The 22516-nt window shown below is 64.8% G+C and carries 23 protein-coding genes and 1 tRNA gene; 12 read left to right on the top strand and 12 right to left on the bottom strand.

Going from position 1 to position 22516, the window contains the following annotated elements; translation table 11 throughout:
- The coding region (locus tag ACIQ3B_RS10755) for a DUF2141 domain-containing protein (protein WP_397402386.1) at positions 1–359 on the top strand (359 nt) is incomplete at its 5' end.
- Here ACIQ3B_RS10755 and ACIQ3B_RS10750 read toward each other — a convergent pair.
- Positions 356–1243: a metallophosphoesterase family protein gene (locus ACIQ3B_RS10750; RefSeq protein WP_397402384.1), complete on the bottom strand. Its 888-nt coding sequence runs from the start codon at positions 1241–1243 to the stop codon at positions 356–358. The two genes, ACIQ3B_RS10755 and ACIQ3B_RS10750, sit on opposite strands and share 4 nt — an antisense overlap.
- A gap of 78 nt (positions 1244–1321) precedes the next feature.
- Here ACIQ3B_RS10750 and ACIQ3B_RS10745 point away from each other — a divergent pair, with 78 nt between their 5' ends.
- The 3 genes from ACIQ3B_RS10745 to ACIQ3B_RS10735 are packed head-to-tail and all read left to right on the top strand — an operon-like array spanning position 1322 to position 4250.
- A complete protein-coding gene (locus tag ACIQ3B_RS10745) occupies positions 1322–2437 on the top strand; it encodes a CDP-alcohol phosphatidyltransferase family protein (RefSeq protein WP_397402382.1) in 1116 nt (371 codons plus the stop codon).
- Positions 2434–3342, top strand: a complete 909-nt coding sequence (locus tag ACIQ3B_RS10740) for a diacylglycerol/lipid kinase family protein (RefSeq protein WP_397402380.1) — start codon at positions 2434–2436, stop codon at positions 3340–3342. Before ACIQ3B_RS10745 ends, ACIQ3B_RS10740 begins: the two co-directional genes overlap by 4 nt.
- The gene (locus ACIQ3B_RS10735; RefSeq protein WP_397402378.1) at positions 3339–4250 is read left to right on the top strand and encodes a hypothetical protein; all 912 of its coding nucleotides are present in this window, start codon (positions 3339–3341) and stop codon (positions 4248–4250) included. Before ACIQ3B_RS10740 ends, ACIQ3B_RS10735 begins: the two co-directional genes overlap by 4 nt.
- Here ACIQ3B_RS10735 and spt read toward each other — a convergent pair.
- From spt to ACIQ3B_RS10710, 5 genes are all read right to left on the bottom strand, one after another.
- Positions 4223–5437 carry a serine palmitoyltransferase gene (gene spt / locus ACIQ3B_RS10730; RefSeq protein WP_397402376.1) on the bottom strand — a complete coding sequence of 405 codons (1215 nt, stop codon included), beginning with the start codon at positions 5435–5437 and terminating at the stop codon, positions 4223–4225. The two genes, ACIQ3B_RS10735 and spt, sit on opposite strands and share 28 nt — an antisense overlap.
- 2 nt (positions 5438–5439) lie before the next feature.
- Entirely contained in the window at positions 5440–5709 is a 270-nt protein-coding gene (locus ACIQ3B_RS10725) for an acyl carrier protein (RefSeq protein WP_397402374.1), read from the bottom strand.
- A gap of 92 nt (positions 5710–5801) precedes the next feature.
- Positions 5802–6716, bottom strand: a complete 915-nt coding sequence (locus ACIQ3B_RS10720; protein WP_397402390.1) for an NAD-dependent epimerase/dehydratase family protein — start codon at positions 6714–6716, stop codon at positions 5802–5804.
- 17 nt (positions 6717–6733) lie between these two features.
- Positions 6734–8443, bottom strand: a complete 1710-nt coding sequence (locus tag ACIQ3B_RS10715) for a fatty acyl-AMP ligase (RefSeq protein WP_397402372.1) — start codon at positions 8441–8443, stop codon at positions 6734–6736.
- Positions 8440–9804 (bottom strand): lipopolysaccharide biosynthesis protein, encoded by a 1365-nt coding sequence (locus ACIQ3B_RS10710; protein ID WP_397402370.1) that lies wholly within the window; start codon positions 9802–9804, stop codon positions 8440–8442. The genes ACIQ3B_RS10715 and ACIQ3B_RS10710 overlap by 4 nt, the downstream gene beginning before the upstream one ends.
- Positions 9805–10001: 197 nt before the next feature.
- Here ACIQ3B_RS10710 and ACIQ3B_RS10705 point away from each other — a divergent pair, with 197 nt between their 5' ends.
- Positions 10002–11585, top strand: a complete 1584-nt coding sequence (locus ACIQ3B_RS10705) for a caspase family protein (protein WP_397402368.1) — start codon at positions 10002–10004, stop codon at positions 11583–11585.
- A 19-nt stretch (positions 11586–11604) separates the two neighbouring features.
- On the opposite strand, the gene ACIQ3B_RS10700 is transcribed toward ACIQ3B_RS10705, so the two are convergent.
- Entirely contained in the window at positions 11605–12051 is a 447-nt protein-coding gene (locus ACIQ3B_RS10700; protein ID WP_397402366.1) for a hypothetical protein, read from the bottom strand.
- Between the two features lie 171 nt (positions 12052–12222).
- Positions 12223–12552 carry a helix-turn-helix transcriptional regulator gene (locus tag ACIQ3B_RS10695; RefSeq protein ID WP_397402364.1) on the bottom strand — a complete coding sequence of 110 codons (330 nt, stop codon included), beginning with the start codon at positions 12550–12552 and terminating at the stop codon, positions 12223–12225.
- Between the two features lie 356 nt (positions 12553–12908).
- Between ACIQ3B_RS10695 and ACIQ3B_RS10690 the strand changes: the two genes are divergently transcribed.
- Positions 12909–12984, top strand: a tRNA-Lys gene (locus ACIQ3B_RS10690).
- A 138-nt stretch (positions 12985–13122) separates the two neighbouring features.
- Here the strand turns inward: ACIQ3B_RS10690 and ACIQ3B_RS10685 are convergent.
- Entirely contained in the window at positions 13123–14295 is a 1173-nt protein-coding gene (locus ACIQ3B_RS10685) for an acetyl-CoA C-acyltransferase (protein ID WP_397402362.1), read from the bottom strand.
- Positions 14296–14477: 182 nt separating this feature from the next.
- Between ACIQ3B_RS10685 and ACIQ3B_RS10680 the strand changes: the two genes are divergently transcribed.
- Positions 14478–15533: a phosphotransferase family protein gene (locus ACIQ3B_RS10680; protein ID WP_397402360.1), complete on the top strand. Its 1056-nt coding sequence runs from the start codon at positions 14478–14480 to the stop codon at positions 15531–15533.
- A gap of 70 nt (positions 15534–15603) precedes the next feature.
- On the opposite strand, the gene ACIQ3B_RS10675 is transcribed toward ACIQ3B_RS10680, so the two are convergent.
- Positions 15604–16953, bottom strand: a complete 1350-nt coding sequence (locus ACIQ3B_RS10675; RefSeq protein ID WP_397402358.1) for a carotenoid oxygenase family protein — start codon at positions 16951–16953, stop codon at positions 15604–15606.
- A gap of 134 nt (positions 16954–17087) precedes the next feature.
- On the opposite strand from ACIQ3B_RS10675, the gene ACIQ3B_RS10670 reads away from it, so the two are divergent.
- A complete protein-coding gene (locus ACIQ3B_RS10670) occupies positions 17088–17399 on the top strand; it encodes an Hpt domain-containing protein (protein WP_397402356.1) in 312 nt (103 codons plus the stop codon).
- On the opposite strand, the gene ACIQ3B_RS10665 is transcribed toward ACIQ3B_RS10670, so the two are convergent.
- Together ACIQ3B_RS10665 and gcvA are read right to left on the bottom strand one after the other, a co-directional pair.
- Entirely contained in the window at positions 17389–18039 is a 651-nt protein-coding gene (locus tag ACIQ3B_RS10665) for a hypothetical protein (protein ID WP_397402354.1), read from the bottom strand. The two genes, ACIQ3B_RS10670 and ACIQ3B_RS10665, sit on opposite strands and share 11 nt — an antisense overlap.
- Positions 18036–18992, bottom strand: coding sequence for a transcriptional regulator GcvA (gene gcvA / locus ACIQ3B_RS10660; protein ID WP_397402352.1), 957 nt, complete (start codon positions 18990–18992; stop codon positions 18036–18038). Before gcvA ends, ACIQ3B_RS10665 begins: the two co-directional genes overlap by 4 nt.
- Positions 18993–19167: 175 nt before the next feature.
- Here gcvA and cobA point away from each other — a divergent pair, with 175 nt between their 5' ends.
- Genes cobA through ACIQ3B_RS10640 form a run of 4 tightly spaced genes read left to right on the top strand, consistent with a single transcriptional unit; the run spans position 19168 to position 22515 of the window.
- Complete coding sequence (gene cobA, locus ACIQ3B_RS10655; RefSeq protein WP_397402350.1) at positions 19168–20007, top strand: uroporphyrinogen-III C-methyltransferase; 840 nt, start codon at positions 19168–19170, stop codon at positions 20005–20007.
- A complete protein-coding gene (locus ACIQ3B_RS10650) occupies positions 20004–20369 on the top strand; it encodes a DUF2849 domain-containing protein (protein WP_397402348.1) in 366 nt (121 codons plus the stop codon). Before cobA ends, ACIQ3B_RS10650 begins: the two co-directional genes overlap by 4 nt.
- A gap of 6 nt (positions 20370–20375) precedes the next feature.
- The gene (locus ACIQ3B_RS10645; RefSeq protein WP_397402346.1) at positions 20376–22031 is read left to right on the top strand and encodes a nitrite/sulfite reductase; all 1656 of its coding nucleotides are present in this window, start codon (positions 20376–20378) and stop codon (positions 22029–22031) included.
- Positions 22015–22515, top strand: a complete 501-nt coding sequence (locus tag ACIQ3B_RS10640; protein WP_397402344.1) for a DUF934 domain-containing protein — start codon at positions 22015–22017, stop codon at positions 22513–22515. The genes ACIQ3B_RS10645 and ACIQ3B_RS10640 overlap by 17 nt, the downstream gene beginning before the upstream one ends.
- The last annotated feature ends 1 nt before the right edge of the window (position 22516 follow it).

Raw genomic sequence — 22516 nt, 5'->3', positions numbered from 1 at the left:
CGATCCAGACCACCGGGGTTCGCTCATCCAAGGGGGAGGTCGCTTTCACCGTTTACCCGGACGACAAGCGGCGATTTCTGGCCAAGGGCGGGAAGTACGCGCGGATCCGCGTCAAGGCCGTCCAGGCGGTGACCAAGGCCTGCTTCTGGTTACCCCAGGGCAGCTATGCGCTCGCCATCTATCACGACAGTAACGGCGACCGTGATTTCAACCGCACCCTCGTGGGCCTCCCGGCGGAGGGCTTCGGCTTCTCCAATAATCCGGAAACCCGGGTTGGCCTTCCCCCGCTCTCGTCCGCGCGGTTTTCGGTCGGTGCGGCCGAAAAGAGCCTGTCCGTACAGATGCGCTACCTACGCTAGATCAGGGCGAACTCACCCAGTTTGATCACCGACAGGTCGCGTGTGACGCCATGTGCGGTGACCTGGACCCGGAAGCCTTTGTGATCCAGGCTTACGGCGATCTCGTTCCAGCGGGCGGCTTGTTCGCCTGCCAGTCCGGCCGGCGTCGAGGCGGATGGAACACCGAGCACCGGAATGGCGCCCAGAGGGCCCGCCACGCCATTCAGGACAGCTTCGTGGGCATGACCATGCAGAACCAGTTCGGCGCCGGCGCGCGCGAGCACGGCCCGTAGGTCGGCTCTGTCCGTCAAGGCCTTCCGGTTTGAAACGACGCCGGATGCCACAGGGTGGTGAGCAAGCACGATCCGGAAGAATCCCTGTTCACCGGTCGATCGCAGCATCGCCTCGACCCTCTCGATCTGGGCGGAGCCCAGCGATCCCTGCGCCAGATGCAAAGCCGTCGGCTTCGCGGACGACAGGTTGATGATTGCGACCGGCCCGCGCAGCCGCACATGCGGAAAGGCGCCTTCGTTCGAATCGCTGAGCCAGGGCGTCCAGGGCGCAAAGGCGTCCGGCGCGTCCCGGTGTACAAGCGCATCGTGATTGCCGGGACTTACCGTGATGTCCGACGGCGGCCCAAGCCCGGTCAACCACTGGCGCGCCGCCTCGAACTCCTCCGGCGTGGCGAAGTTGATCAGATCGCCTGTGATGGCCACGTGATCCGGCGCGCGTTCGCGAATGCTGGCTGTGATCGCGTTCAGCACGGGTTCCAGATGGCGATAACGTTTACGCCGCCAGGCGATGCGACTCAGCAGTCGCTTCGAGGTTACGTCCTCCCACCGGAAGGGCCGGGCAGGGGGCGTCAGATGCAGATCCGACAGATGTGCGAGGCGAAAGGTGGTCAATCTCGGGGCCAATGCTTTCCTAGGCGTTCGGCGCTCGGTATCAGGTTCCTGCGAATTACGTGAGAGGCGCTCCAGGCTTTGCAGAGCACGACAAACATCGAGACCACCGTCGTGGCGATGGTTCTGGGGTCGGGCGATGTCCAGATCTGGGGGATCACCGCGGCTGAACGCCTGCGGCGGACATTCGCGCGGGCGGGTGTCGCGGTAGTGGAGGCGGCTCCGACTACGGGAGGCGTCGTGCTGGTGCTGGGCGGCTGGGTCTATGACGAGGTCCTGCTGGCGACGCTCTCCAGACGTCCGGGCTCGGTTTTGCTGAGCGATGAGGGCGAGGCTGTCGCCGCCCATGTGCCGGCGGAGCAGGTGGCTGCGGCATCGATGGCGCTGCTTCTCGGCCAGGATCCGGGCGGACTACAGCGGGTGTCCCTTACTGAACTGGCCTATAACAGCGCTCTTCGGAAGAAAGAGCCGCCTGTCCTGGTGCGACTGACCACCGATAATGTCCGCGCCGTCGAAGCCCGGACCTTCGCCGGCGCCTACAAGGGCGTGACCGACCTCGTGACAAAACACTGGTGGCCGGTTCCTGCGCGAATTGTCACGCGATGGTGCGCCCTGGCGGGACTACGCCCGAATTTCGTGACCCTTATCGGCTTTCTGTTGGTCCTGGCCGCCTTCTGGCTGTTCTGGGAGGGGCAGTTCGGCTGGGGTCTGGTTTGCGCCTGGATCATGACCTTCCTGGATACGGTAGATGGCAAGCTTGCGCGGGTGACGCTGACCTCATCGCCGATCGGCAGTATTTTTGATCACGGGATCGACCTGATTCATCCGCCATTCTGGTGGTTCGCGTGGTACGTGGGCTGCCAACAGTCAGGCTTTCCTGTGCCCTGGCCGGAAATCTGTCTGGCCCTTATCCTGGGGGGGTATGTGCTGCAGAGGGTGGAAGAAGGCGTTTTCATGCGGTTGTTCGGCTTCCACGTGCATGCGTGGCGGCCTTTTGACAGTTTCTTCCGGCTCATCACGGCCCGTCGGAACCCCAATTTGCTGATCCTTACGCCCGCATGGGCCCTGGGTATTCCGGAGATAGGTCTGGTGATCGTTGCGGTCTGGACGGCCATCTGCCTCGTTGTGCACGCGGTGCAGGTGATCCAGGGCCTGATGCTGGGCCGCGCGCGCGTGGTTTCCTGGCTGTCCCGTTGAGACGCGTCGGCCTGATCCGGAACAACAAGAGCCATCGCAATCAGGGTGCGGGCCGCCCCGCATTGCCTGACAGCGTTCTGGACGTCGCGGCCGAAGACCCTGCGCAACTCTATGGCGCCCTACGAGGATTTGCATCGGCCGGTGTCGATCTGGTGGTGATGGATGGCGGGGACGGCACCATCCGCGAGGTGCTGACCCGCCTGCCTGAAGCCTATGGCGGCCGGATTCCTCGACTGGCGGTGATCCCCAACGGCAAGACCAACGCTCTGGCCATCGACATCGGCTCCCCTCTGGGTGTCACACTGGAGCAGCTGATCGCTGCGGACGCGGCGGGGCGGCCGACGAAGCGTCGTCACTGCCTTGAGATTCTTCGGCAGGATCAGGCCGTGCCGGAGCGGCGAGGGTTCCTGCTGGGGCTCGGCGCCTTCGTACGCGCCACCGAACTTGCACAGAAGCATCATGGGCTGGGTCTCTTTGACAACGCCGCCATTGCTGTCACGATGGCGGGCGCGGCTGCAGGTACGCTCTGGGGTGGGGCGACCAGCCCCTGGCGGCGAGGCGAACAGATGCGCCTGTCGCACACAGGGCCAGATGAGGCGTCGTGGTTCCTGATGCTGGCCTCGACCCTGAAGCGCTTGCCAATGGGGCTCAAGCCCTTTGGCGAGCCGCGGGAAGGTCTGAAGGTGCTGTCGATCGCCGCACCACCTCAGAGGTTCGTGACAGCGGCGTCCATCCTGCTCAAGGGCGCAGACGCGCCGTGGCTCGCTGCGGCGGGATACCGTCGGGATGACCTGGCGGCTTTCGACGTCGTGGCCGCCAGCCAGCTGGTACTCGATGGCGAACTCTACGAGGCGGGCGAGTTCTGCGTGCGGCAGGGACCCGAACTGGAGTTCGTGGTTCCGTGAGTGGCGCCCTGACGGCCCTGGTGGAAGCAGAACTGGTCGCGCCACCGCCCGCTGAGGTGATGCGGCTGGTCGCTTCCCTGGCGGTTCCGGAGCAGGACGCGGCCTGGCTGTACTATGGGTCCACGCTCCGGACCGGCGACCTGTCGGGCATCCTGGACTTCTATTGCCTGACTCACCGCCCGATCCGTCGCGGCCTGCGCGGTCTGGTGGAAGCCATTCTCTGGCCGGAGGTGAGCTACCAGGAGGTGGATCTGGATGGCGTTATCTACCGCGCGAAGGTCGCCACACTTTCGCTGGACCGGTTCCGCCGCGCAGCGGAGGGGCGCACCCTCGACACGACTATCTGGGCTCGGTTCGTCCAACCGGCCCAGCGGATCTGGAGCGCTGATCCAGCCAGCGCGGCGGCAGCTGCACAGGCCTGCGTGGCCGCCGTGGTTACAGCGGCACGATTTGCGGCGACCCTCGGCCCTGACCGCGGAACAGCGTCAGATTACTGGACGGCGTTGTTTCGTCGCACCTACGCCGCCGAGTTCCGGGTGGAAAATGCAGGTCGTGCGGACACCGTGATCGCCTCGGCGCTGGACCGCTACGCCGCCGTACTGCCCCTGGCGTGGCGCCAGGGCGGCGTCGTGTTCGAGGTTTCGGGGCTGGAATTCCGCGTGGAGCGACGTCAGTTGCCCGGTTGGAAGCTGGTCAGTCTGGCCGGAAAGCCTCTGAACATCGCCAGGCTGGCCAAGGCGGCGTTCACCTTCGAGGGCGCAGCGCGCTATGCGGCGTGGAAAATCCAGCGGCACACCGGGATCGAAATCCCGATCACGCCTTTTGCGGAACGCTATCCGTTACTGGCTGCGCCTGGCGCGTGGTGGCGCCTGCGCCGCCGTCAAGCTGAGGCGCGGCGCGAGCGCTGAAGCAGGCCGTAATGCAGCCCCAGCTTTTCAAACACGTCGAGGACTGTGCCGATCTGCTCGGGCGTGTGTGCCGCGCTGACGCTGGACCGAAGCAGGGACAGGTTGTTCGGCGTGGCCGGCGGGATTGCCAGGTTGAGGTAGACACCGTTGGCCAGCAGGGCATTCCACATCGTGACAGCCATGGCCTGATCCGGCATCACGACCGCCGTGATGGGGCTGGCGTGGGGCCCCACTGCGTAACCCATTTCCCGAAGACCATCGTAGAGTTGATCTGCGTTCGCCGCGAGTTGCGTGCGCAGACTGCCATCGGTCTCGCAACGCTTCAGCGCCACAAGCGTGGAAGCGATCACCGCCGGCGGCAGAGACGCTGTGAACATGTAGGGGCGGCTTACGATCCGGAGCAGGTCAAAGTTTTCCTCGTCGGAAACCAGGAAACCGCCCACCGATCCCAGGCTCTTTGAGAAGGTGCCAATGATGAAGTCGACGTCGTCCTCGACGCCTGCGGCTTCCGCAAGACCGCGGCCTTTGGCCCCCAGAACACCCATGGAATGGGCCTCATCGACGAGCAGGTAGGCGCCCATCTCGTTTTTGACGGCGACCATTTCCTTCAACGGGGCCACATCGCCAATCATCGAATAGATGCCCTCGACCACAATCAGGCTGCCCTTCGCCTGGTCGCCCATGCGGCGTAGACGCTTGTGCAGATCTTCCGGGTCGTTGTGGCGGAAGCGGATAACCTCGGCCTGCGACAGGCGGGCAGCGTCATAGATGGATGCGTGGCTGTCAGCATCCAGGATCAGGTGGTCGCCCCGGCCCACAAGACCGGAAATACCGCCGAGGTTGGCCTGATAGCCGGTGGTGAACACCATGGCGTGTTTGCGGCCATAGAATCCCGCCAGCGCCCGCTCAAGATCGGTGTGGCCGCTGTAGGTGCCGTTGGCGAAGCGTGACCCGGTGGTGCCAGTGCCCCACTCCCGAACCGCGGCCGCAGAGGCCTCGATGCACTCGGGATCAAATGTAAGGCCAAGATAGTTGTTGGTGCCCAGCAAGATGACCTGCTTGCCGTCGAGAATGCCTTCCGTAGGCGAAAGAACCGCGTCGAAACGTACGGAAGAGGGATCGGCGCCCGCAGCGCGAATGCCATCCAACGGGGCGCGATAGCCCAGGTGCTTATCGAGCAGCCCCATGTTTAAGCCTTCACCCGCAGCTTGTTGATCAGTTCGGAAAGATCGCCGACGGTCTGAACCGTCGCAAGACGATCAAGGGGAATCGACAGGTCGAACCTGTCCTCAAGCTCCATGACGATGTTCATGAGCGCAAGCGAATCCACAGCTAGGTCCCGCGCAATGTCGGTCTCCGGGGTCACTTGCACGCTACGGCCCAGCACCGTTTCAGCGGCCCGCGCAACTTCACGAACGGTCAGGTCCGTCGCCAGTTCCACCATGCGTGAGCCCCCCATTGGCTCTTCCAGAGTTGCACACCCGAGGTCTAACTAATCAGGTTGGACCGGTTTTTCCACCTTTGGTTCGCTGGATGGTCACGAAACCGAGGTCATTGTTTCATCCAGCCGGTCTCTCGGTACCACGAAACCGTGTGGGCGAACCCCCTTCTGAGATCGTAAAGAGGCGGTGTTGTGGCGATAGCCTGTTCGATTGGCAGGATCGCCCAGTCCGGGTGCAGCAGCTCACGCGCCTTCGCCGACGTCAGCATAGGGACCTGACCCAGCAAGGCTGTGAAATCATTTGTTACCCCAATGGCCTGTATCAAGGCGCGGGGGATCCTCACGAACCGCGGCGCGGTCCCACAAGCCGCCGCGGCGTGCGCCATAAGATCGCGCCAGCTGTAGCCCTCGAGATGCGAATCGCTGAGGGCGACGGTCAGGCCGCTGGGGCTGTGGCTGGCGAGCGCGGCGACCTGGCGGGCCGCATCCTCCACGTGGATCATCGTGATCCGGCCCATTGCGTTCAGGATCGGCAGCACAGGTAGACGGTCGGCGGCCTGAAACACGGCCAGCAGTTCCCGGTCCCCTGGTCCGTAGATGGCGCAGGGGCGGGCCACCGTCAGCCGGTCGCCCAGCAGAACACGCATTGCGATTTCTCCACCGCGTTTACTGGCGCTGTAGTGCGACAGCCCGGGTTCGCGGGCGGTCAGGCTGGAAACCAGGATGACATGGGGTGCGGCATGCGCAGCCTCTGCGACCTTTCTTGCGCCCTCGACGTTCACGCGATCAAAGGCCGCTCTGGATGGGGCCTTCACCACACCAGCGTTGTGGACCACCAGGTCAGCGCCGCGGCAGAGGTCGGATAGGGCCGTCTCGTCAGCCAGATCGCCTGGCACGACCTCGATTGCAATATGGCGCCACGCCGGCGTGATCGGATCGCGCCGCGCCAGGATGCGGATGCGCCAGCCGTCGCCGGCCAGGGCGCGCACGATCTCTCGCCCCAGAAATCCTGTGGCGCCCGTAATTGCGGCGAGGCGGCCGGTCAGGCCGGTTCCTGCTGCTGGAACGCGCCGGCCAGGTACAGGGCGCGCGCTTTCGAGCGGGAGAGCTTTCCCGAGGATGTCTGCGGCAAGGCGTGGGCGCCGACCAGTTCAACCCGTGCCTCAACGCCGTGCCGGGCGCGCAGCACGGCGGCGACATCATCGGCAAGGATCTGGCGCGCCTCGGCGTCGCTGCTGCGAGCCTGGACCAGCACCACCAGTTGCTCGCCGGCTTCATGGTCGACGGAGAAAGCGGCCACGTCGCCGCTACGCAGTTTCTCGATCTCGGATTCCGCTGACCATTCAAGGTCTTGTGGCCAAACGTTACGGCCGTTTAACAGGATAAGGTCCTTGGCCCGCCCGGTCGGAACGATTTCGCCATCGATCAGATAGCCCAGATCGCCGGTATTCAGCCAGCCGTCAGCACCAAGTGCTCGTCTCGAGGCCTCCGGGTCCCCAAAGTAACCCTGCATCAGGCTAGGGCCGCGCACGAATACCTGACCGACCCGACCTTCCGAAATGGCCGCGCCGTCGGCGTCCCGAACTTCCAGATCATGCGCCTGCAAGACAGCGCCGCAGCGCACGAACGCGCGAGTCCTGGCGCCAGAGCCTGCCACCACCACACCGTCCCGTTCCATCCGATCGACATCGACCGTATCGAACCGCAGCCCCAGGCCCACCGGAGCCATGGTCAGGGCCAAGGTCGCCTCGGCCATGCCGTAGCTGGCTACGAAGGCGTTTCTGGAGAAACCGGCCGCCGCATAGCGCTCGGCAAATCCCAGCAACGGTCCGGGCCGCACCATGTCGCCGCCACAGCCAGCGATGCGCCATCCGGACAGGTCCAGGCCCTCGCGCGCGCCATCCCCACGCCGAGCGCAAAGCTCATACCCGAAGGTCGGACTGTAGGAGATTGTGGCCTTGTTCCTTGAGATAAGGTCGAGCCACAGAAGGGGGCGACGCACAAACGCCCCCGTGGGCATCAAGTCCACGGTCATCTGGGCCACCAGCGGGCTCAGCACGAATCCGACCAGCCCCATGTCGTGATATAGCGGCAGCCAGGAGAAAGCGCGGTCCTCCGGAACCACATGCAGCCCGTGTTTGGTGATCGCCATCGCATTGGCCATCAGGGCGCTGTGGGTGCAAAGCACGCCCGTTGGATTGCGGGTGCTGCCCGACGAGAACTGCACGTAGCAGGGGTCTTCGGGGGTCGGCGGCGGCAGGTCCGTGGGGCCGGCCTCCGGCAGATCGCTGACTTGCTGGGCGATCCGGGCGCCGGCGGCCTGGGCGGCGTCCCTCAGCCAGGGCAACAGGGACTCCGGCCCAAAGACCGCCGAGGCCTGGGCCGAGCTGAGCATCCGGGTGATCTGTTCGACATAGGCGTCGCGACCGCCCAGGGCCGTGGGCAGGGGCAAGGGGGCTGGTGTCAGACGTGCGTACTGGCAGGCAAAAAATGCCACGACGAAGTCCAGATCCGTATCCGCCACCAGGCCGATGCGGTCGTGCGGCGTAAGGCCCGCCGCCAGAAGACGGACAGCCATCGCACGCGCGCGGTCGCGCAGCTCGCTATAGGGAACCGCCGCGATCAACTCGCCGCGAAGACCATAGAGGTTTACGCCCGTCGGGCCTTCGGCTGCGAAGTCCAGAGCGTCAGTAAGGGTCGCAAAGCCATCCAGATGGAAACGACGATCAGGAGCAGTAGGGGTGGGGGTCAATCGTGGCCTTTCAGACTGTCCGGCATGTTTTTTGGTGGAGGGGCCCGGTTCTTGTTTTCCCGGAGCAGGAACATCAGCATCCCCAAAGCCAAGGCTGCGGCGGCGGCGACCAAACCTGAACCTGCGCCTATAAGGCCGAACTGCGTTACCAGGAAGGGCAGGATAGCCAGAAATCCGAGACTGACAACCAGTCGGACCCGCACCGCGTACCCCGGTTTGCCCAATGAAATCAACATCGGTTCCAGTGGTAGTGTGAAGATCCCGATGACGGCAGCCGCGACCTGCCAGGTCATCACCACTGAGGCCTGCGCAAATCCCTCGCCCATGATCGCCGACAACAGCGTAGGACCCGCAAACACGCTGATCGCCAGAAGCAGCAGGCCAAAGCCGCCGCCGGCCAGGCCGATGTTGCGCGCCAGTCGCCACATCGCCCCGTGCCGACCTTCGGCATAGAGCCGGGCAAGCTCGGGATACATCGCAGGAATCAAAAGTCTGGCGGGTTTTGCTATGGCATCAGCTACCTGCCTGCCGACCCGCCAATAGGCGGCCTGGGCCGGCCCCACCATGCCGCCAACCATCAGGGTCGCCAGGTGAGTGAAGGCGACATCCAGTGTGCTGGTCAGGTTGGTGTTCCAGGCGAAGTGCCACACGCCGGGCATGTCCTTGGCCAACGGCCCCTGCCATGAAAATCCGTCCAACAGCCCGCGGCGACGCAGTTCTCCGTAGGCGGCTCCCGCCAAATAGAGCCAGCTGCCGATGGTGCCGACCGCCCATGCCAGCAGGAAACCTTCCATCGGTGCGTTCAGCAGGAGCGCTATGACGCTGCCGATCACCCGGATGAAGGCGATCAAGGCCGCCTGCCGGGCCATGACGTCGAATCTGTCGAAAAGCCGCAGCAGGCCCAGCGGCGTCGCCGAGACCATGAACGCGATACTGAACATGTAAAGCGCTGCAGCGGGAGCTTCGGCCGTTGTCCACCCGAGATGATTGGCCAGCAGCATCGAGCCAACAACGCCCACCACGATGCCCAGGACTGTACTGGCGATGTCCAGAACGAGAGTAAGGCGCAGCACACGTTGAAACTGGGACACCCTGCCCTCGATAAAGGGGGCGGTGCCATAGTGCAGCACGGTCTGCCAGGATTGGAATTTGACCACCTCGCCGAGGAACTGGGCGAAGGCCTGGATCAGGACGAAGACGCCCAGTTCGGCGACACCCAGCGCCCGGGCCGCAATCGCAATCGCGAAAAGGCTAAGAACTGCGTTGACCGTACGGCCGCCCAGCAGCTTGCCCGCGTTGCCCAGAACGCGCCGCAGGATCGGCCGGACGCCGGCGATCTCTTCCGCCCGGGTTTCGCCCATGCGCCCGTGTGAACTCCGCAAAGATTCGCCGTCCCCGAACGGCCGGCCATTCACTAGCCTCTGGCGGCCCGGTGTGCAAAGCGCGCACCGCTTTGCGTCTCGCCGACGCGGATCGTCGTAGCATCATCGACGATACCGGTTTGTGATCGCGCGGCCCCGGCGCAATCTAGGGTTCCGATCGGAAAAGTGAGGGCTGCATGCACAGATCCATCGCAAGCTTTGCTGCGACGCTCGTTCTAGCCATTTGCGCGCCGGCGCAGGCCGAGATCCGTGCGGTGCTGGTGGCCGTCTCGGAATACACCGCGCCCATTCCGTCTCTAGAAGGGCCGCCTAACGATGCCGTAGCGCTGAAAGCCGTGCTGGAGGCGCAGGGCGCAAAGGATATCGTCACTCTTCGCGATGGCCAGGCCACCCGCGCCAACATAAGAGGCGCACTGGAGGCGGTCGGCAAACGCTCGAAACCCGGTGACTGGGTGATCTTCTTCTACGCGGGTCACGGGGCCCAGGCCAAGGCGCGCGACGCCACCGAGGCTGACGGGATGGATGAGTTCCTGGCCCTGGGCGGCTTCCAGGTTTCAAAACCGGATCCGAACCAGTTTGTCCTCGACAATGACCTGCGCGGCTGGCTGATGAATTTCTTCCCCACCAGTGTGAATGTGCTTCAGATCGCCGATGCCTGCCATTCCGGCACCCTGAACCGCGCCATCACGGCGCCCAGCCGGTTCAAAGGGCGTAACGCTTTGGGCAATCCCATGGCGCTGACGCTGCCGGTGGGACCGCCGGACCCGGCCGCCATCGCGCCCACTGCTGAATCGGCGCCTAACCTCGTCTATGTCGGCGCGGCCCAGGACGACCAGTTTGCCCTGGAGGGGCCGTTGCCGCTTGGCGATTCTCCGTCGCGTGGCCTTCTGACTTATGCGCTGGAGGGCGCGTTGCAGGAGCGTCGGGCCAATGGTCACCTGACCGCCGACGCGGACGACGATGGCAAGCTCTCGCTTGCGGAGCTCGCCTCCAGTCTCGAAACCCGCACGCGGGAACTTTCCTCTACACGACAGTGGGCCAGCGCCTCGGTGCCGCCGCGCAACGAGCGCAGCGTGGTCTTCCAACCGCTCAAGGCGCCGCCTGCCGTGGACCGACCGGTCGAGGTGAAGGCGGCGGACAATCAGGCCGCAGACATTCTGGCCGGACGAGGCCCCTGGGCGTCCATCCCCCGGGGCGCGCCCGACCTCACCTGGTCGGCCAAGGAGGGCTGGGTCACTGACAGTCGGGGTGATCGGGTCGCAGAGAAGCTCACGAGCGCAGAAGCCTTGACGGGGGTGATCAACAAGCGCCGCGCGGTCAGTGAGCTGGTGGGTTCGGCCAATGAGCGGGTGATCAAGGTCGATATCGGACCCCGCAAGCCGGGCCAACTCTACAAGAACGGTGAGGCCGTGGATCTGGCTGTCACCCACAAGGGGGATGCGGCCTGGCTGACCGCCTTCAATCTCGCCAGTGACGGTACCGTGCAGATGCTTTTTCCGCTGGAAGGCGATGGCGACGGATTGCTGGACGCCGGCCAGGCCCGGGTTGTCATGGCCAGAACCCGCGCGTCATCGCCGTTCGGCGTCGATAACGTGGTAGCTATCACCACACCTTCGGATCCAAAACTCCTGCGCCAATCCCTCAGGCGGATGGACGGCAAACGCGAGGCCTTGGCAGCGGCTGCGGCGATTCGGGATCAGCTGGATCTCTCGCAAGGGCAGGCGGCGCTGGCGCTGGGCGAGCTCTACACAGGACCTTAGTCCGGGTTTGTCCGGGTCTTCAGTGCGTCCCGACTGAGTTCGCCAGTGCAGCGAACGCCTCACGCGCCTGTCTCGCACAGCCGCCCGCCTGCGCCGACAGTATCTGATCAACAGTCTCCAGGTCGGCAGGATCCGGACAGATGCCGCCGCGGCGACCGCCGAAGGTGCGGCCTTCGGCCGGGGGCACGATCAGGCTCTTCAGCGCCGCAATACGCGAGGCATCCGCACTCGCGACCCGCCGCGTGGGCACAACCACGCCAGAAGCGCCGCCACGCAGCACTGTCAGTTCGCCGCCGACGTGGACAAGCGTCACGGACCGGCCAGCCCCGAGGGCGACCTGCTGGCCTCCCTCCAACTCCTGGCCGGGTTGCAGCCCCGGGTCAGATGAGGTGACCACTACATAGTCTCCGGCCTCGGCAGCACCGGCGACCATCATAAGACCAAAGATCAGAACTGCCCTGCGCATCACGGCTCCTGAGCCTTGCTACCGTCCGGCGAAAACTGCCGAACGAAAACACCATAACAGATGTGCAGCCGCCAGACGCGCGACAGCTTGCGCTCGGTTCACCGCGCCAGGTTTCTTCCTCGCGTTGTCGACGTGGGATCTGAACGGGGATTCCGAAACCCCCGGGATCATCTAGATCTCCCAGTCGGACTTGCCCTCCGCCACCCAGGCGACCGCATCGCGCTCGCGGTCGGTCAGTTTCACCTCATTGGCCTCGGGCGGCGTGGCGAAGGTCATCGGGCGTTCGGTCAGCATCAGTCCGGCCAGCTGAGTCGCCAATGCATCGCCCGGCGGCAGATCCGGGTCTCGGAAACCCAGATGCAGCGAGGCGATGGTCCGATGGCGGCCGTAGGAGGTGGCGCAGACCGCTTCTGCGATCCCGGCCTCACCCATGCCTTGCCAACAAGCGCCGAAGGCCGACGCCTCGCGCGGCGCAGAGTCGGTGAACACGTAGCGGGTCATGCCCCCGCAGATCGCCTCCAGCGGCGGGTTCTGTTCGAAGCGGACATATTCGAACGCCGCTCCGTCCGCTTGCCAGATCGCCCGCGCGATCCGGCGTCCGGGCCCACCGCCTGGGCGCTCATGATGCCTGGCTTCGATTCCGCGGGCGCCATGCTCCGCCGCCGCCGCCGGTCAAGTTCCTTTTGCGGGAGCCTGACCCACCCGGCCTACTAAGGGCCTGCGGCGGACCGATCCGTGTCGACGGCCCGCCGCAGCCAATCTTTTCGACTTTCGTGAAACGCGCCTTGCCAAAGGCGCGGTATTGCGTATTTTCCGCGCCCTCGCGCCAAGGTCAGAACGGGCGGCGGCGACGGGACGGGTGCTTAGCTCAGTTGGTAGAGCAGCTGACTCTTAATCAGCGGGTCGAGGGTTCGAATCCCCCAGCACCCACCATTCTTTCGGTGGACAATCCGGCCTGAACGAGCCCCCTCCGGGAGCGGCGTTCGTGCGCGCGTCACCACGCAGGCATGAAAACGCCCGGGCGTCCCGGCCGCGATGGCCGAAACACCCGGGCTCATTCAGGAATTCGGATCAGCTATAGATTTCGAACAGGCCGGCGCCGCCCTGGCCGCCGCCGATGCACATGGTCACCACGCCCCACTTGGCCTTGCGGCGACGGCCTTCCTGGAGGATGTGACCGGTGAGGCGGGCGCCCGTCATGCCGAAGGGGTGGCCGATGGCGATCGAGCCGCCGTTGACGTTGTACTTTGCCGGGTCGATACCCATCTTGTCGCGGCTGTAGAGGCACTGGCTGGCGAAGGCTTCGTTCAGTTCCCACAGGTCGATGTCGTCGACCTTCAGGCCCTGGCGCGCCAACAGCTTCGGGATCGCAAACACCGGCCCGATGCCCATTTCGTCAGGCTCGCAACCGGCGACGGCCCACGACACAAACCGGCCGAGAGGCTCAAGACCGCGACGCTCGGCCTCCTTGGCTTCCATCAACACCACCATGGCGGCGCCGTCAGATAGCTGGCTGGCATTGCCGGCGGTGATGAAGTTGCCTTCGCCCTTCACCGGCGGGAGCTTGGAAAGGCCTTCCATGGTGGTGTCAGGACGATTGCACTCGTCCTTGTCCACCACATAGTCGATGATCGACTCTTCCTTGGTCTCCTTGTTGACCACCTTCATCTTGGTCTTCATCGGGACAATTTCGTCCCTGAACTTGTTCGCCTGCTGGGCTGCGGCCATGCGACGCTGGGACTCCAGCGAGAACTCGTCCTGATACTCGCGGCTCAGACCATAGCGCTTGGCCACGATGTCGGCGGTATCGATCATGGCCATGAAGATATCCGGCGCGGCTTTCAGCAGGTCCGGATCGATGGCTTCGCGTGGCATGCCGCCGCCCGGGATCGAAATGCTTTCCACGCCCCCGGCCACAACGCAATCTGCCCCGTCGCCACGGATGTGGTTGGCGGCCATGGCTATGGTCTGCAGTCCCGAGGAGCAGAAGCGGTTGACGGTGACGCCGGCGGTGGTCACGGGCATCCCGGCCAGCAACGCTGCCTGACGACCGATGTTGGCTGCGCCGTGGGCGTTGTTACCCATGTAGCAGTCTTCCACGAAGTCCGCCTCGACGCCCGAACGCTCGACGGCGTGCTTGATGGCGTGGGCCGCCATCGACATCGGCGGGGTGATGTTGAATCCGCCACGACCGGATTTCGCCAGGCCCGTGCGGGCGTAGGACACAATGACGGCTTCACGCATGCTGTTCTCCCTGAATTTGTGAGTGAAATGACTAGAACCCGCGTCCCATCAGTCAAGCCGTAAACGTTCGCGCCGCCGTTTTGCAATGAGGATTTCCGTCGAGGCCCTTTCCGGCGATGGCAAATGGGGTCTGGAACCGCTCTTGGGTCCGGTCTAGCGTGCCGGTGAGGGACCCTGGTTTCATGACCGCCACCACGACGACGCCCGGCTACGATGTTCCTGCCGTCGAGGCCTGGATCCAGGCGCACGTGCCCGCCTTGCGGACGCCATTCCGGTGGACCCGCCTGCTGGGTGGCCACTCCAACCTGACCTGGCGCATCGACGACGCTGATGGACGGGCCGCAGTCATCCGGCGTCCGCCGCTGGGAGAATTGCTGCCCAAGGCGCATGATATGTCGCGAGAGTGGTCGCTCATCCGCGCGCTTTCAGGGACCGCGGTGCCGGTGCCTGCCGCGCTGGGGTTCTGTGAAGACCTTTCTGTCACAGGCGCGAAGTTCTATCTGATGGGCCACATCGACGGCCATCCCCTCTACAACGCCGACGACACGCGGCGCTGGATTCCGGAGGACAGGCGCACTGCCATGGGGCATTCGTTTGTCGACGCCCTGGCGGCGCTGCATGCCCTGGACCCGGAAGCGGTCGGACTGGGCGATCTGGGAAAAACCGACAGCTACATCGCCCGCCAGCTCAAGACCTGGTATCGTTCCTGGACGGCGTCCATCGAACCCGCCCAGCTGGACGATCCCCGCGCTCACAGCCTCCAGGCGTTCTTTCTGGCCAACTTGCCGGATCAGGGCCCGGCCAGGGTGGTGCACGGCGACTATGGTGTTCACAACTGCCTGTTTGGCGCCGACGGCACGGTCGCGGCGGTGGTGGATTGGGAGATATCGACCCTGGGCGATCCTCTGGCGGACCTCGCCTACGCCCTGAATCAGTGGCCCGATCCTACCGACCCTTTGCCGCCCAATCCGTTGAGTCCAACGTCGGTCGCCGGCTTCCCGACCCGCACGGAGCTGGCCCATCGCTATGCCGAACGAACTGGCCGCGATCTGTCCCGGCTCGACTACTATATCGGCTTCAATCGCTGGAAGACGGCGGCAATCAACCACGGGGTTTACGCCCGCTACCTTGAAGGCAAGAAGAGTACCGAAGGGGTCGACCTCCAGGCCCTTGTGCAGACCATCGACCGCAGCCTTGGTCAGGCGGAAGCTGCGGTGGCGCGGCTGCGAGTGATATAGTCGTCAGCCGCCGCGCGCTGATCTCGGCGGTAAGGTGATCGTGGGCCGCAATCTGATCGAGATCTGAGGCCTATGTCGGCATCCAGTTGCCGTGGGCGCCATACGGGATCCGACGTGGCATGGTGATGGTCGCGGCCGGCGCGCCATTAAAATCCTGGGCGTTCAGGATCGTCAGTCGGGACTCGTCGGTCGCCTCGTCGTGGCTGAGCGCCATCACCCAGCCTTCGTCCTCGGCCGTGGCGCCTTCCCGGGCCACAAAGATCGGCTCGCCAAGCCGGCTGGAAGCGCCGAAGTCCCGTGTGATCCGCGCACCGCTGCCCAGGTCATATTTGTAGAGGTACTGGCCAAGTGTCAGGCTGGGCGCCTTGGCGTTAAGACTGGCGGTGTAGCCGAACCGGGCCTTCAGCCCGACCAGGCTGTCGTTCACGCGCGGGAAGTCAGCGGCGACGTCGTCGATCTGCTCTTCCTTCGCTGTGCCCTTGGCCAGATCTATGGTCCAGCGCCACAGACGCCCTGTGGTGGCCTCGCCCCCGTAGAGGTTCTCGAAACCTCCGGCCATGGCGTGCTCCTGGCGGCACACATGGATGACGATGGTGTCGCCCTCCTCGTAGGCGTTGACCGGGTGGAAGACGTAGCAGGGATTGATCTCGAACCACCGAACCTGGCCGCCCGCGCCATTGCGCTTCATCACCCCCAGCCGGGCGCCAGCTTCTCGCCGGAAGGCCAGCGGCGGCTCGCCTCGCATGGCGGCCTTCAGGTCGAACACCACGGGCAAGTCCATGAACACCACGTGATTCCGTGTGACGTTCCAGTCGTGCATCATTACCGGGTTCGGCAGGTCGATGGGCTCAGCCTCCACCATAACGCCGGCCGCATCGACCCGGTAGTAGGTGAGGTACGGCGCCTTGGCCAACTGGTAGCCGAAGAACAGTAGTTCTCCAGTCACCGGGCACTGGCGCGGGTGAGCGGTCATGGAGCTGTTCAGGACGCCGCCGAAGGTGTGGGCGCCCAGAGTGTTCAGGTCTGAATCCACGGCCCAGGGCAGGTGGGTCTCCTCCAGCGCCAGCATGTGGCCGGCATGGCGGATGATGTTGGTGTTGGCCGGCGAGGCGGCGGGATCGAACATGCCGCCCATCAGGGTCAGGTCACCGTCGTAATAGGGGGTGCGCACGAACCGGTTGCGATAGTGCGCTTGCCCGTCCGCCAGACGCACCGAATGTAGCATACCGGTGCCGGCGAACCAGTGGTCGCTGTGCCCCGAGCGTGGGTTCATGCCGGCGCGTACATAGTCGCCGACGAGCTCCCGGGGGATTTCGCCGGTCACGGTCAGAGGTCCGGCATCAATCTCGTCCAGCACCGGCGCCCAGTTGCCCTGAAGGTGCCAGGCTACGGTGTCGGGCGTTTTCACGCGGGCGTTCATGGCGGCGCATCCTTATTGTGTTTCAGGAAACCTCTCGCAGACGGGCGGCCTTGCCAAGTGCCTTTGGCAGCCTGGCTTGCCGGATGGCGCGAACCCGCGTTGAATTCTGGTTCTATGAAAAGTGTGTCCGAGACATGAGCGGCGGTCCTGTGGATTTTGAGTATCTGGAAACCTACACCGGTGGCGATCGGCAGGTGATCACCGAGGTGCTGGCGCTGTTTCTCGGGCAGGCAGACGGTTGGACGGTCCGGCTTGGCGATCCCGGTGAGGGTTGGCGAGACCTCAATCACACAATCAAGGGCGCGGCGCGTGGCATTGGCGCGGTAGCGCTGGGGGAGGCGGCCCATCGGGCCGAGGCCTGTGATCCGTCGCGGGCGCCGGAGGTGTTGGCGGCTCTGGCCGAGGTACAGGGGGCGATCCGGGAATACGTGAAATTTATCTCGTAAATATCTGGTTTGTATAAACTTCGACCAGCAGACTGAAGCGACGACCGTCGGGCGTTTGCAAGACCGCGCGATGCTCCAACACGTCAGCTGGCGGCGGCGAGGCGAGGTCGAAGTCAGCGGCCACGCGGGTTTCCCAGCCGGTAGGCAGCGGCGTGAACATCAGTCGGGACGCCAGGGTGCGGCGCTGGAACCGCAGAGCCTGTACCGCCACGCCGAAGGGTGTGTCGGTGGTGGTGAGCGCGTGGTTCATCGTCGTTGTCAGTCGGTCGGGCAGGTACCAGTTGTCGGCGCGCGACAGAATCTCGGATCCGCATATCAGTTCGACCCGGCGATGGACCACCGGTTCATCGGGCCGGGCGCCGAGTTCCCGCCGCGCCTCGGCAAGTTGTTCAGCGTTGGCCGTAACGACGAGACGGCGGGCCCGGATGGGTGGCGCGTTGGGGTCGCGCCGGGCGCAGAGTGTTTGCAGCACGGCCGTAGCGCTGTCGCGGCTGAGCAGGTCGGCGTTCAGCGACTGGAGCTGTGCGAGCATGCGCAAACGTTCGACGAACGGCGAGCGGGCTGCTTCAGCGCCGGCCGGTGCGGGTGCCTGGGTCGAGACCAGCGCCGCAGCAGAAACCATGTAGGCGGTGAGGGTCAAATTCCGGCGCCGTTGTCGATGGCGGCCAACGCGGCCTCATGGGCCAGCGCCTCGGCCTCGATCCAGCCGATGAACGCTTTCACCTGTGGAAGCCGCCCCTTGGCCTTGGGGTGAACCAGATAGTAGGCGAAATCGACCGCAGTGGAGATCTGCAGGGGCGCGACCAGCCGCCCGGCGTCCAGATCGGCCTGGGCCAGGGTGCGCTTTGCCAGTGCCACCCCGCGCCCGTTGGCCGCAGCCTCGATCACAAGACTTGACTGGTTGAAGCGCGGCCCTCGGTGGCCATCAATACCGCGCAGCCCTCGCGCCGCCAGCCACATTGACCAGTCCGGACAGCTGTCGTCGATCTCCGGGGAGCCGTCGTGCAGCAGGATGTGATTGGCCAGATCCTCGGGGTTCTCCAGAGCCTGCTCAGCCAGAAGTGCGGGGCTGATCACCGGGATCACCGCCTCGCTAACCAGTCGCTTGACCTCCAGCCCCGGATAGCGCCCTGCGCCGTAGCGCAGCGCCAGATCCACTTCCCCGGCAGTCAGGTCCACCAGTTCCATGCCGGCGTTAAGCCAGATGTCAACCTGCGGGTGCACACGCTCGAAAGCGCCTAGCCGGGGCGCCAGCCATTTCGCGGCGAAGGAGGGCGGTGCCGTGATCGTGAGGCGACGGCCATCCACAGCGGCAGTCAGGAGAGACGCCGCTTCGGCGAGCCGATCAAAGGCTTCCCGGAGTGCGGGCAGGGCGGTCTGGGCCGCATCAGTCAGCAACAGTCCCTTGGGGGTGCGTTTGAACAAAGCGGCGCCGACATAGTCTTCCAGGTTCTGGATCTGCTGGCTTACCGCGCCGGGCGTCACCGAGAGTTCATCGGCGGCCCGGCTGAAGTTGAGATGCCGCGCCGCAGCCTCGAACGCGCGCAGAGCGTTCAGAGGCGGCAGCCGCCGCCGCTGGTGGTTGCGATCCATCAAGTTTTCCTGACACCCCGGGCAGAAGTCCTCGGGTTGCGAATTGGGCTCTGGAGCGCCTTATTGCAAGCGTCCACCGGTGTATCGCCCCTTTTCCGGCGGGGAATCCAGTGCGACGGACGTCTGGGTGTGCCGCAAGAGCCCGCCTCTGCAAGGATCGTTAGAGAAGCTAATCATGAGTGAGAGTTGCGATAGGGCGAGACGGGCGCGGCGGCTTGTCCTGCTGGGCGGCGTGCGGCCGGCCCGGAGTGCCGGACAGGTCTGGCTTGTGGGCGCGGGACCAGGCGATCCTGAACTGCTGACGCTGAAGGCCCTTAGAGTGCTGCAAGCCGCAGAGGTGGTGGTCCATGACGGACTGGTATCGAACGAGATCCTGAATCTGGCCCCATCCGCCGCCCGCCGGATCTCCGTGGCCAAACGCAAGTCGCGCCATTCCTACTCTCAGGATGAGATCAACCGGATGCTGGTGGCCTTCGCGCTGGAGGGCCTGAACGTGGTCCGGTTAAAGGGCGGCGATCCATTCATGTTCGGGCGCGGCGGCGAAGAGTTGCAGGCTTGCCGCGATGCGGGCGTCGAGGCCCACGTCGTGCCGGGCGTCACGGCGGCGCTAGCTGCCAGCGCTGCCGCGGGTGCCCCACTCACCCATCGGCAATCTGCCCAGGCCGTCACCTTCGTCACCGGCCACGCAGCCAGAGGCGGCGAGCCGGATCTGAACTGGGCGGGGCTGGCACGCGCCAACCAGACGGTTGTCATCTACATGGGCCTTTCGATGGCGGCGTTGATCGCCACCCGTCTGATGGCGGCTGGCCGCGCCGGATCAACACCTGCCCTGATCGTCGAGAACGCCAGCCGCGCTGATGAGCGCCGGGTGATCACCACCCTGACCGACTTGGCCGAGGCCGCCGCAGTCCTGAACGGCCCCGCCATGCTGATCGTCGGTGAAGCCATGGCGATGGCTCAGGTCGGCGCGATTGTCGAGGCTCCGGAAATTACACGTCTGGAGGCGCGAGCATGAAGGCCCTGACCGCAAATCGCCTGTCGGATGGTGACGTCGTCTTCTGGAACGCCGGCCAGTGGGTCGAGCGGTTCGCCGACGCCCATCTTTTTGCAGACGATGACCCTGCCGGTCCCGAGGCCGAAATGGCCGGGAAGGGGCAGCCGACTGTCGTCATCGACGTCTATCTGATCGATCTTGTCGAGTCGCAAGGCGTCTGGACGCCGCTCAGCTACCGCGAGCGGATCCGGGCGCTTGGGCCAACCAACCATCTCCATCACGGAAAGCAGGCCGAAGGCGGCACCGTGATCGCGGCCCTGCAGCAGGCGCATGGCGCCTCGCGCTCCACTGGTCGTGTCAACCTCATCAAGCGGACGAAGTAGAGGCCGATGTACCAGTACGACACCCTCGACAAGGCCATGGTCGCCGACCGTGCGGCCGAGTTCCGCGGTCAGGTGGAGCGCCGCCTCTCTGGAGAATTGACCGAAGACCAGTTCAAGCCGCTGCGGCTGATGAACGGCCTCTACCTGCAACTGCATGCCTACATGCTGCGGGTAGCGATCCCCTATGGCTCGCTGAACCCGACCCAGATGCGCAAGCTGGCCTGGATCGGGCGGACCTATGACAAGGGCTACGGCCACTTCACCACGCGTACCAATCTGCAATTCCACTGGATCAAGCTGCGCGACACGCCGGACATTCTGGATCATCTGGCCGAGGTCGACATGCATGCGATCCAGACGTCCGGGAACTGCATCCGCAATGTCACTGCCGACCCCTACGCAGGAGCCACCGCCGAGGAGGTGGATGATCCACGGGTGTGGGCCGAGGTGCTCCGGCAATGGTCAACGTTCCACCCGGAATTCTCGTTCCTGCCGCGCAAGTTCAAGTTCGCCATCACGGCATCGCCGAAGGACCGGACAGCGGCTCGTGTCCATGACATTGGCCTGGTCATGCGTCGCGGGAGAGACGGGGCGTTGGGCTTTGAGGTGATCGTCGGCGGCGGTATGGGGCGCACACCCTATGTGGGTCCGACCATCCGCGAGTTCCTGCCGGTGGACCAGCTTCTGTCGTACGTTGAGGCGATCCTTCGCGTCTACAACCGGCATGGCCGCCGGGACAACAAGTACAAGGCCCGGATCAAGATCCTGGTCGCCGCCCTCGGAACCGAGGAATTCACCCGCCAGGTCGACGCCGAATGGGCGAAGATCGGCGCGGACATCAATCTACCGGATGCCGAGGTCGCCCGGATACGAGCCGCCTTCGCGACGGTCGATTTCGAGACTCTGCCGCCCCGATCAGAGACCCTCGAGGCGGCCAAGGCGGTGACGCCGGCGCTGGCGCGTTTCGCCCGAAACAATCTTAAACCCCACAAGCGTCCGGGCTATGCCATCGTCGAGATCAGCCTGAAGGGCATCGGTGAAACCCCTGGCGACGCTACATCCGATCAGATGGATGTCGTGGCCGATCTGGGTGAGCGCTATGGTCATGGAGACATCCGGGTGACGCATGAGCAGAACCTGGTGTTGCCACACGTGAAGCTGGATGATGTCCCGGAGGTGTGGGCCGCGCTGCGCGACGCCGGGATCGCGACGCCAAACATCAATCTGGTCAGCGACATCATCGCCTGTCCCGGACTGGACTACTGCGCACTGGCCAATGCGCGCGCCATTTCCATCGCCCAACTCATCGCCGGGAAGTTTCGCGATCCTGACCGAGCCGAGGACGTCGGTGAGCTGAAGATCAAGATCAGTGGCTGCATCAACGCCTGCGGCCACCACCACGTGGGTCACATCGGCATCCTGGGCGTCGATAAGAAGGGTGAGGAATTCTATCAGCTTACCCTGGGCGGCTCTGGCGCCGAAGACGCCTCACTGGGTGCGATGCTAGGCCCGGCCTTGCCCTATGATCGGGTGGCGGGCGCCGTCGACACTCTGGTCGAGGTCTATCTCCGCGAGCGCGAGCCTGGCGAACGCTTCCTCGACACCTTCCGCCGTGCTGGCGTCGCGCCCTTCAAGGAGGCTGTATATGCCGACGCTCATTGAGATGATCGACGGGGCCGCCCGTGGGGTCGACGACGGCTTCGTGTTCGTGGCCGACGATCAGGACCTTCCGGACGGCGACCTGCTCCTGTCGCTGACTCGCTTTCAGGCCGAGGGAGAGAGCCTCCTGTCGCAAGGCCGGCGCGTGGGCGTGAAGCTTCTGGCCGATCAGGAGGTCGAAGCGCTGGCCTACGACCTGCCGCGCCTGTCGGTTGTGGCGCTGGACTTCCCCAAGTTCGGCGACGGTCGATCCTATTCAAATGCACGCCTGTTGCGGGAACGCTACGGCTTCAAGGGCCAGGTGCGGGCTGTGGGCGATGTCCTGCGTGAGCAGGCGGGATTCCTGCTGCGGGTGGGATTTGACGCCTTCGAGCCCGCCGACGGCGCATCGGACAACGAATGGCAGGCCGCGACGCTTCGCTATCGTCATGTGTTCCAGCGGGCTTCTGACGCGCGCGCGCCGGTCTATCTGGAGCGGGAGGCGTGAC

The sequence above is a fragment of the Phenylobacterium sp. genome (assembly GCF_044358365.1).
GTDB lineage: Bacteria > Pseudomonadota > Alphaproteobacteria > Caulobacterales > Caulobacteraceae > Phenylobacterium.
The sequence above is the reverse complement of the archived record's forward strand: the minus strand, read 5'-3'. Positions and strand labels throughout refer to the sequence as shown.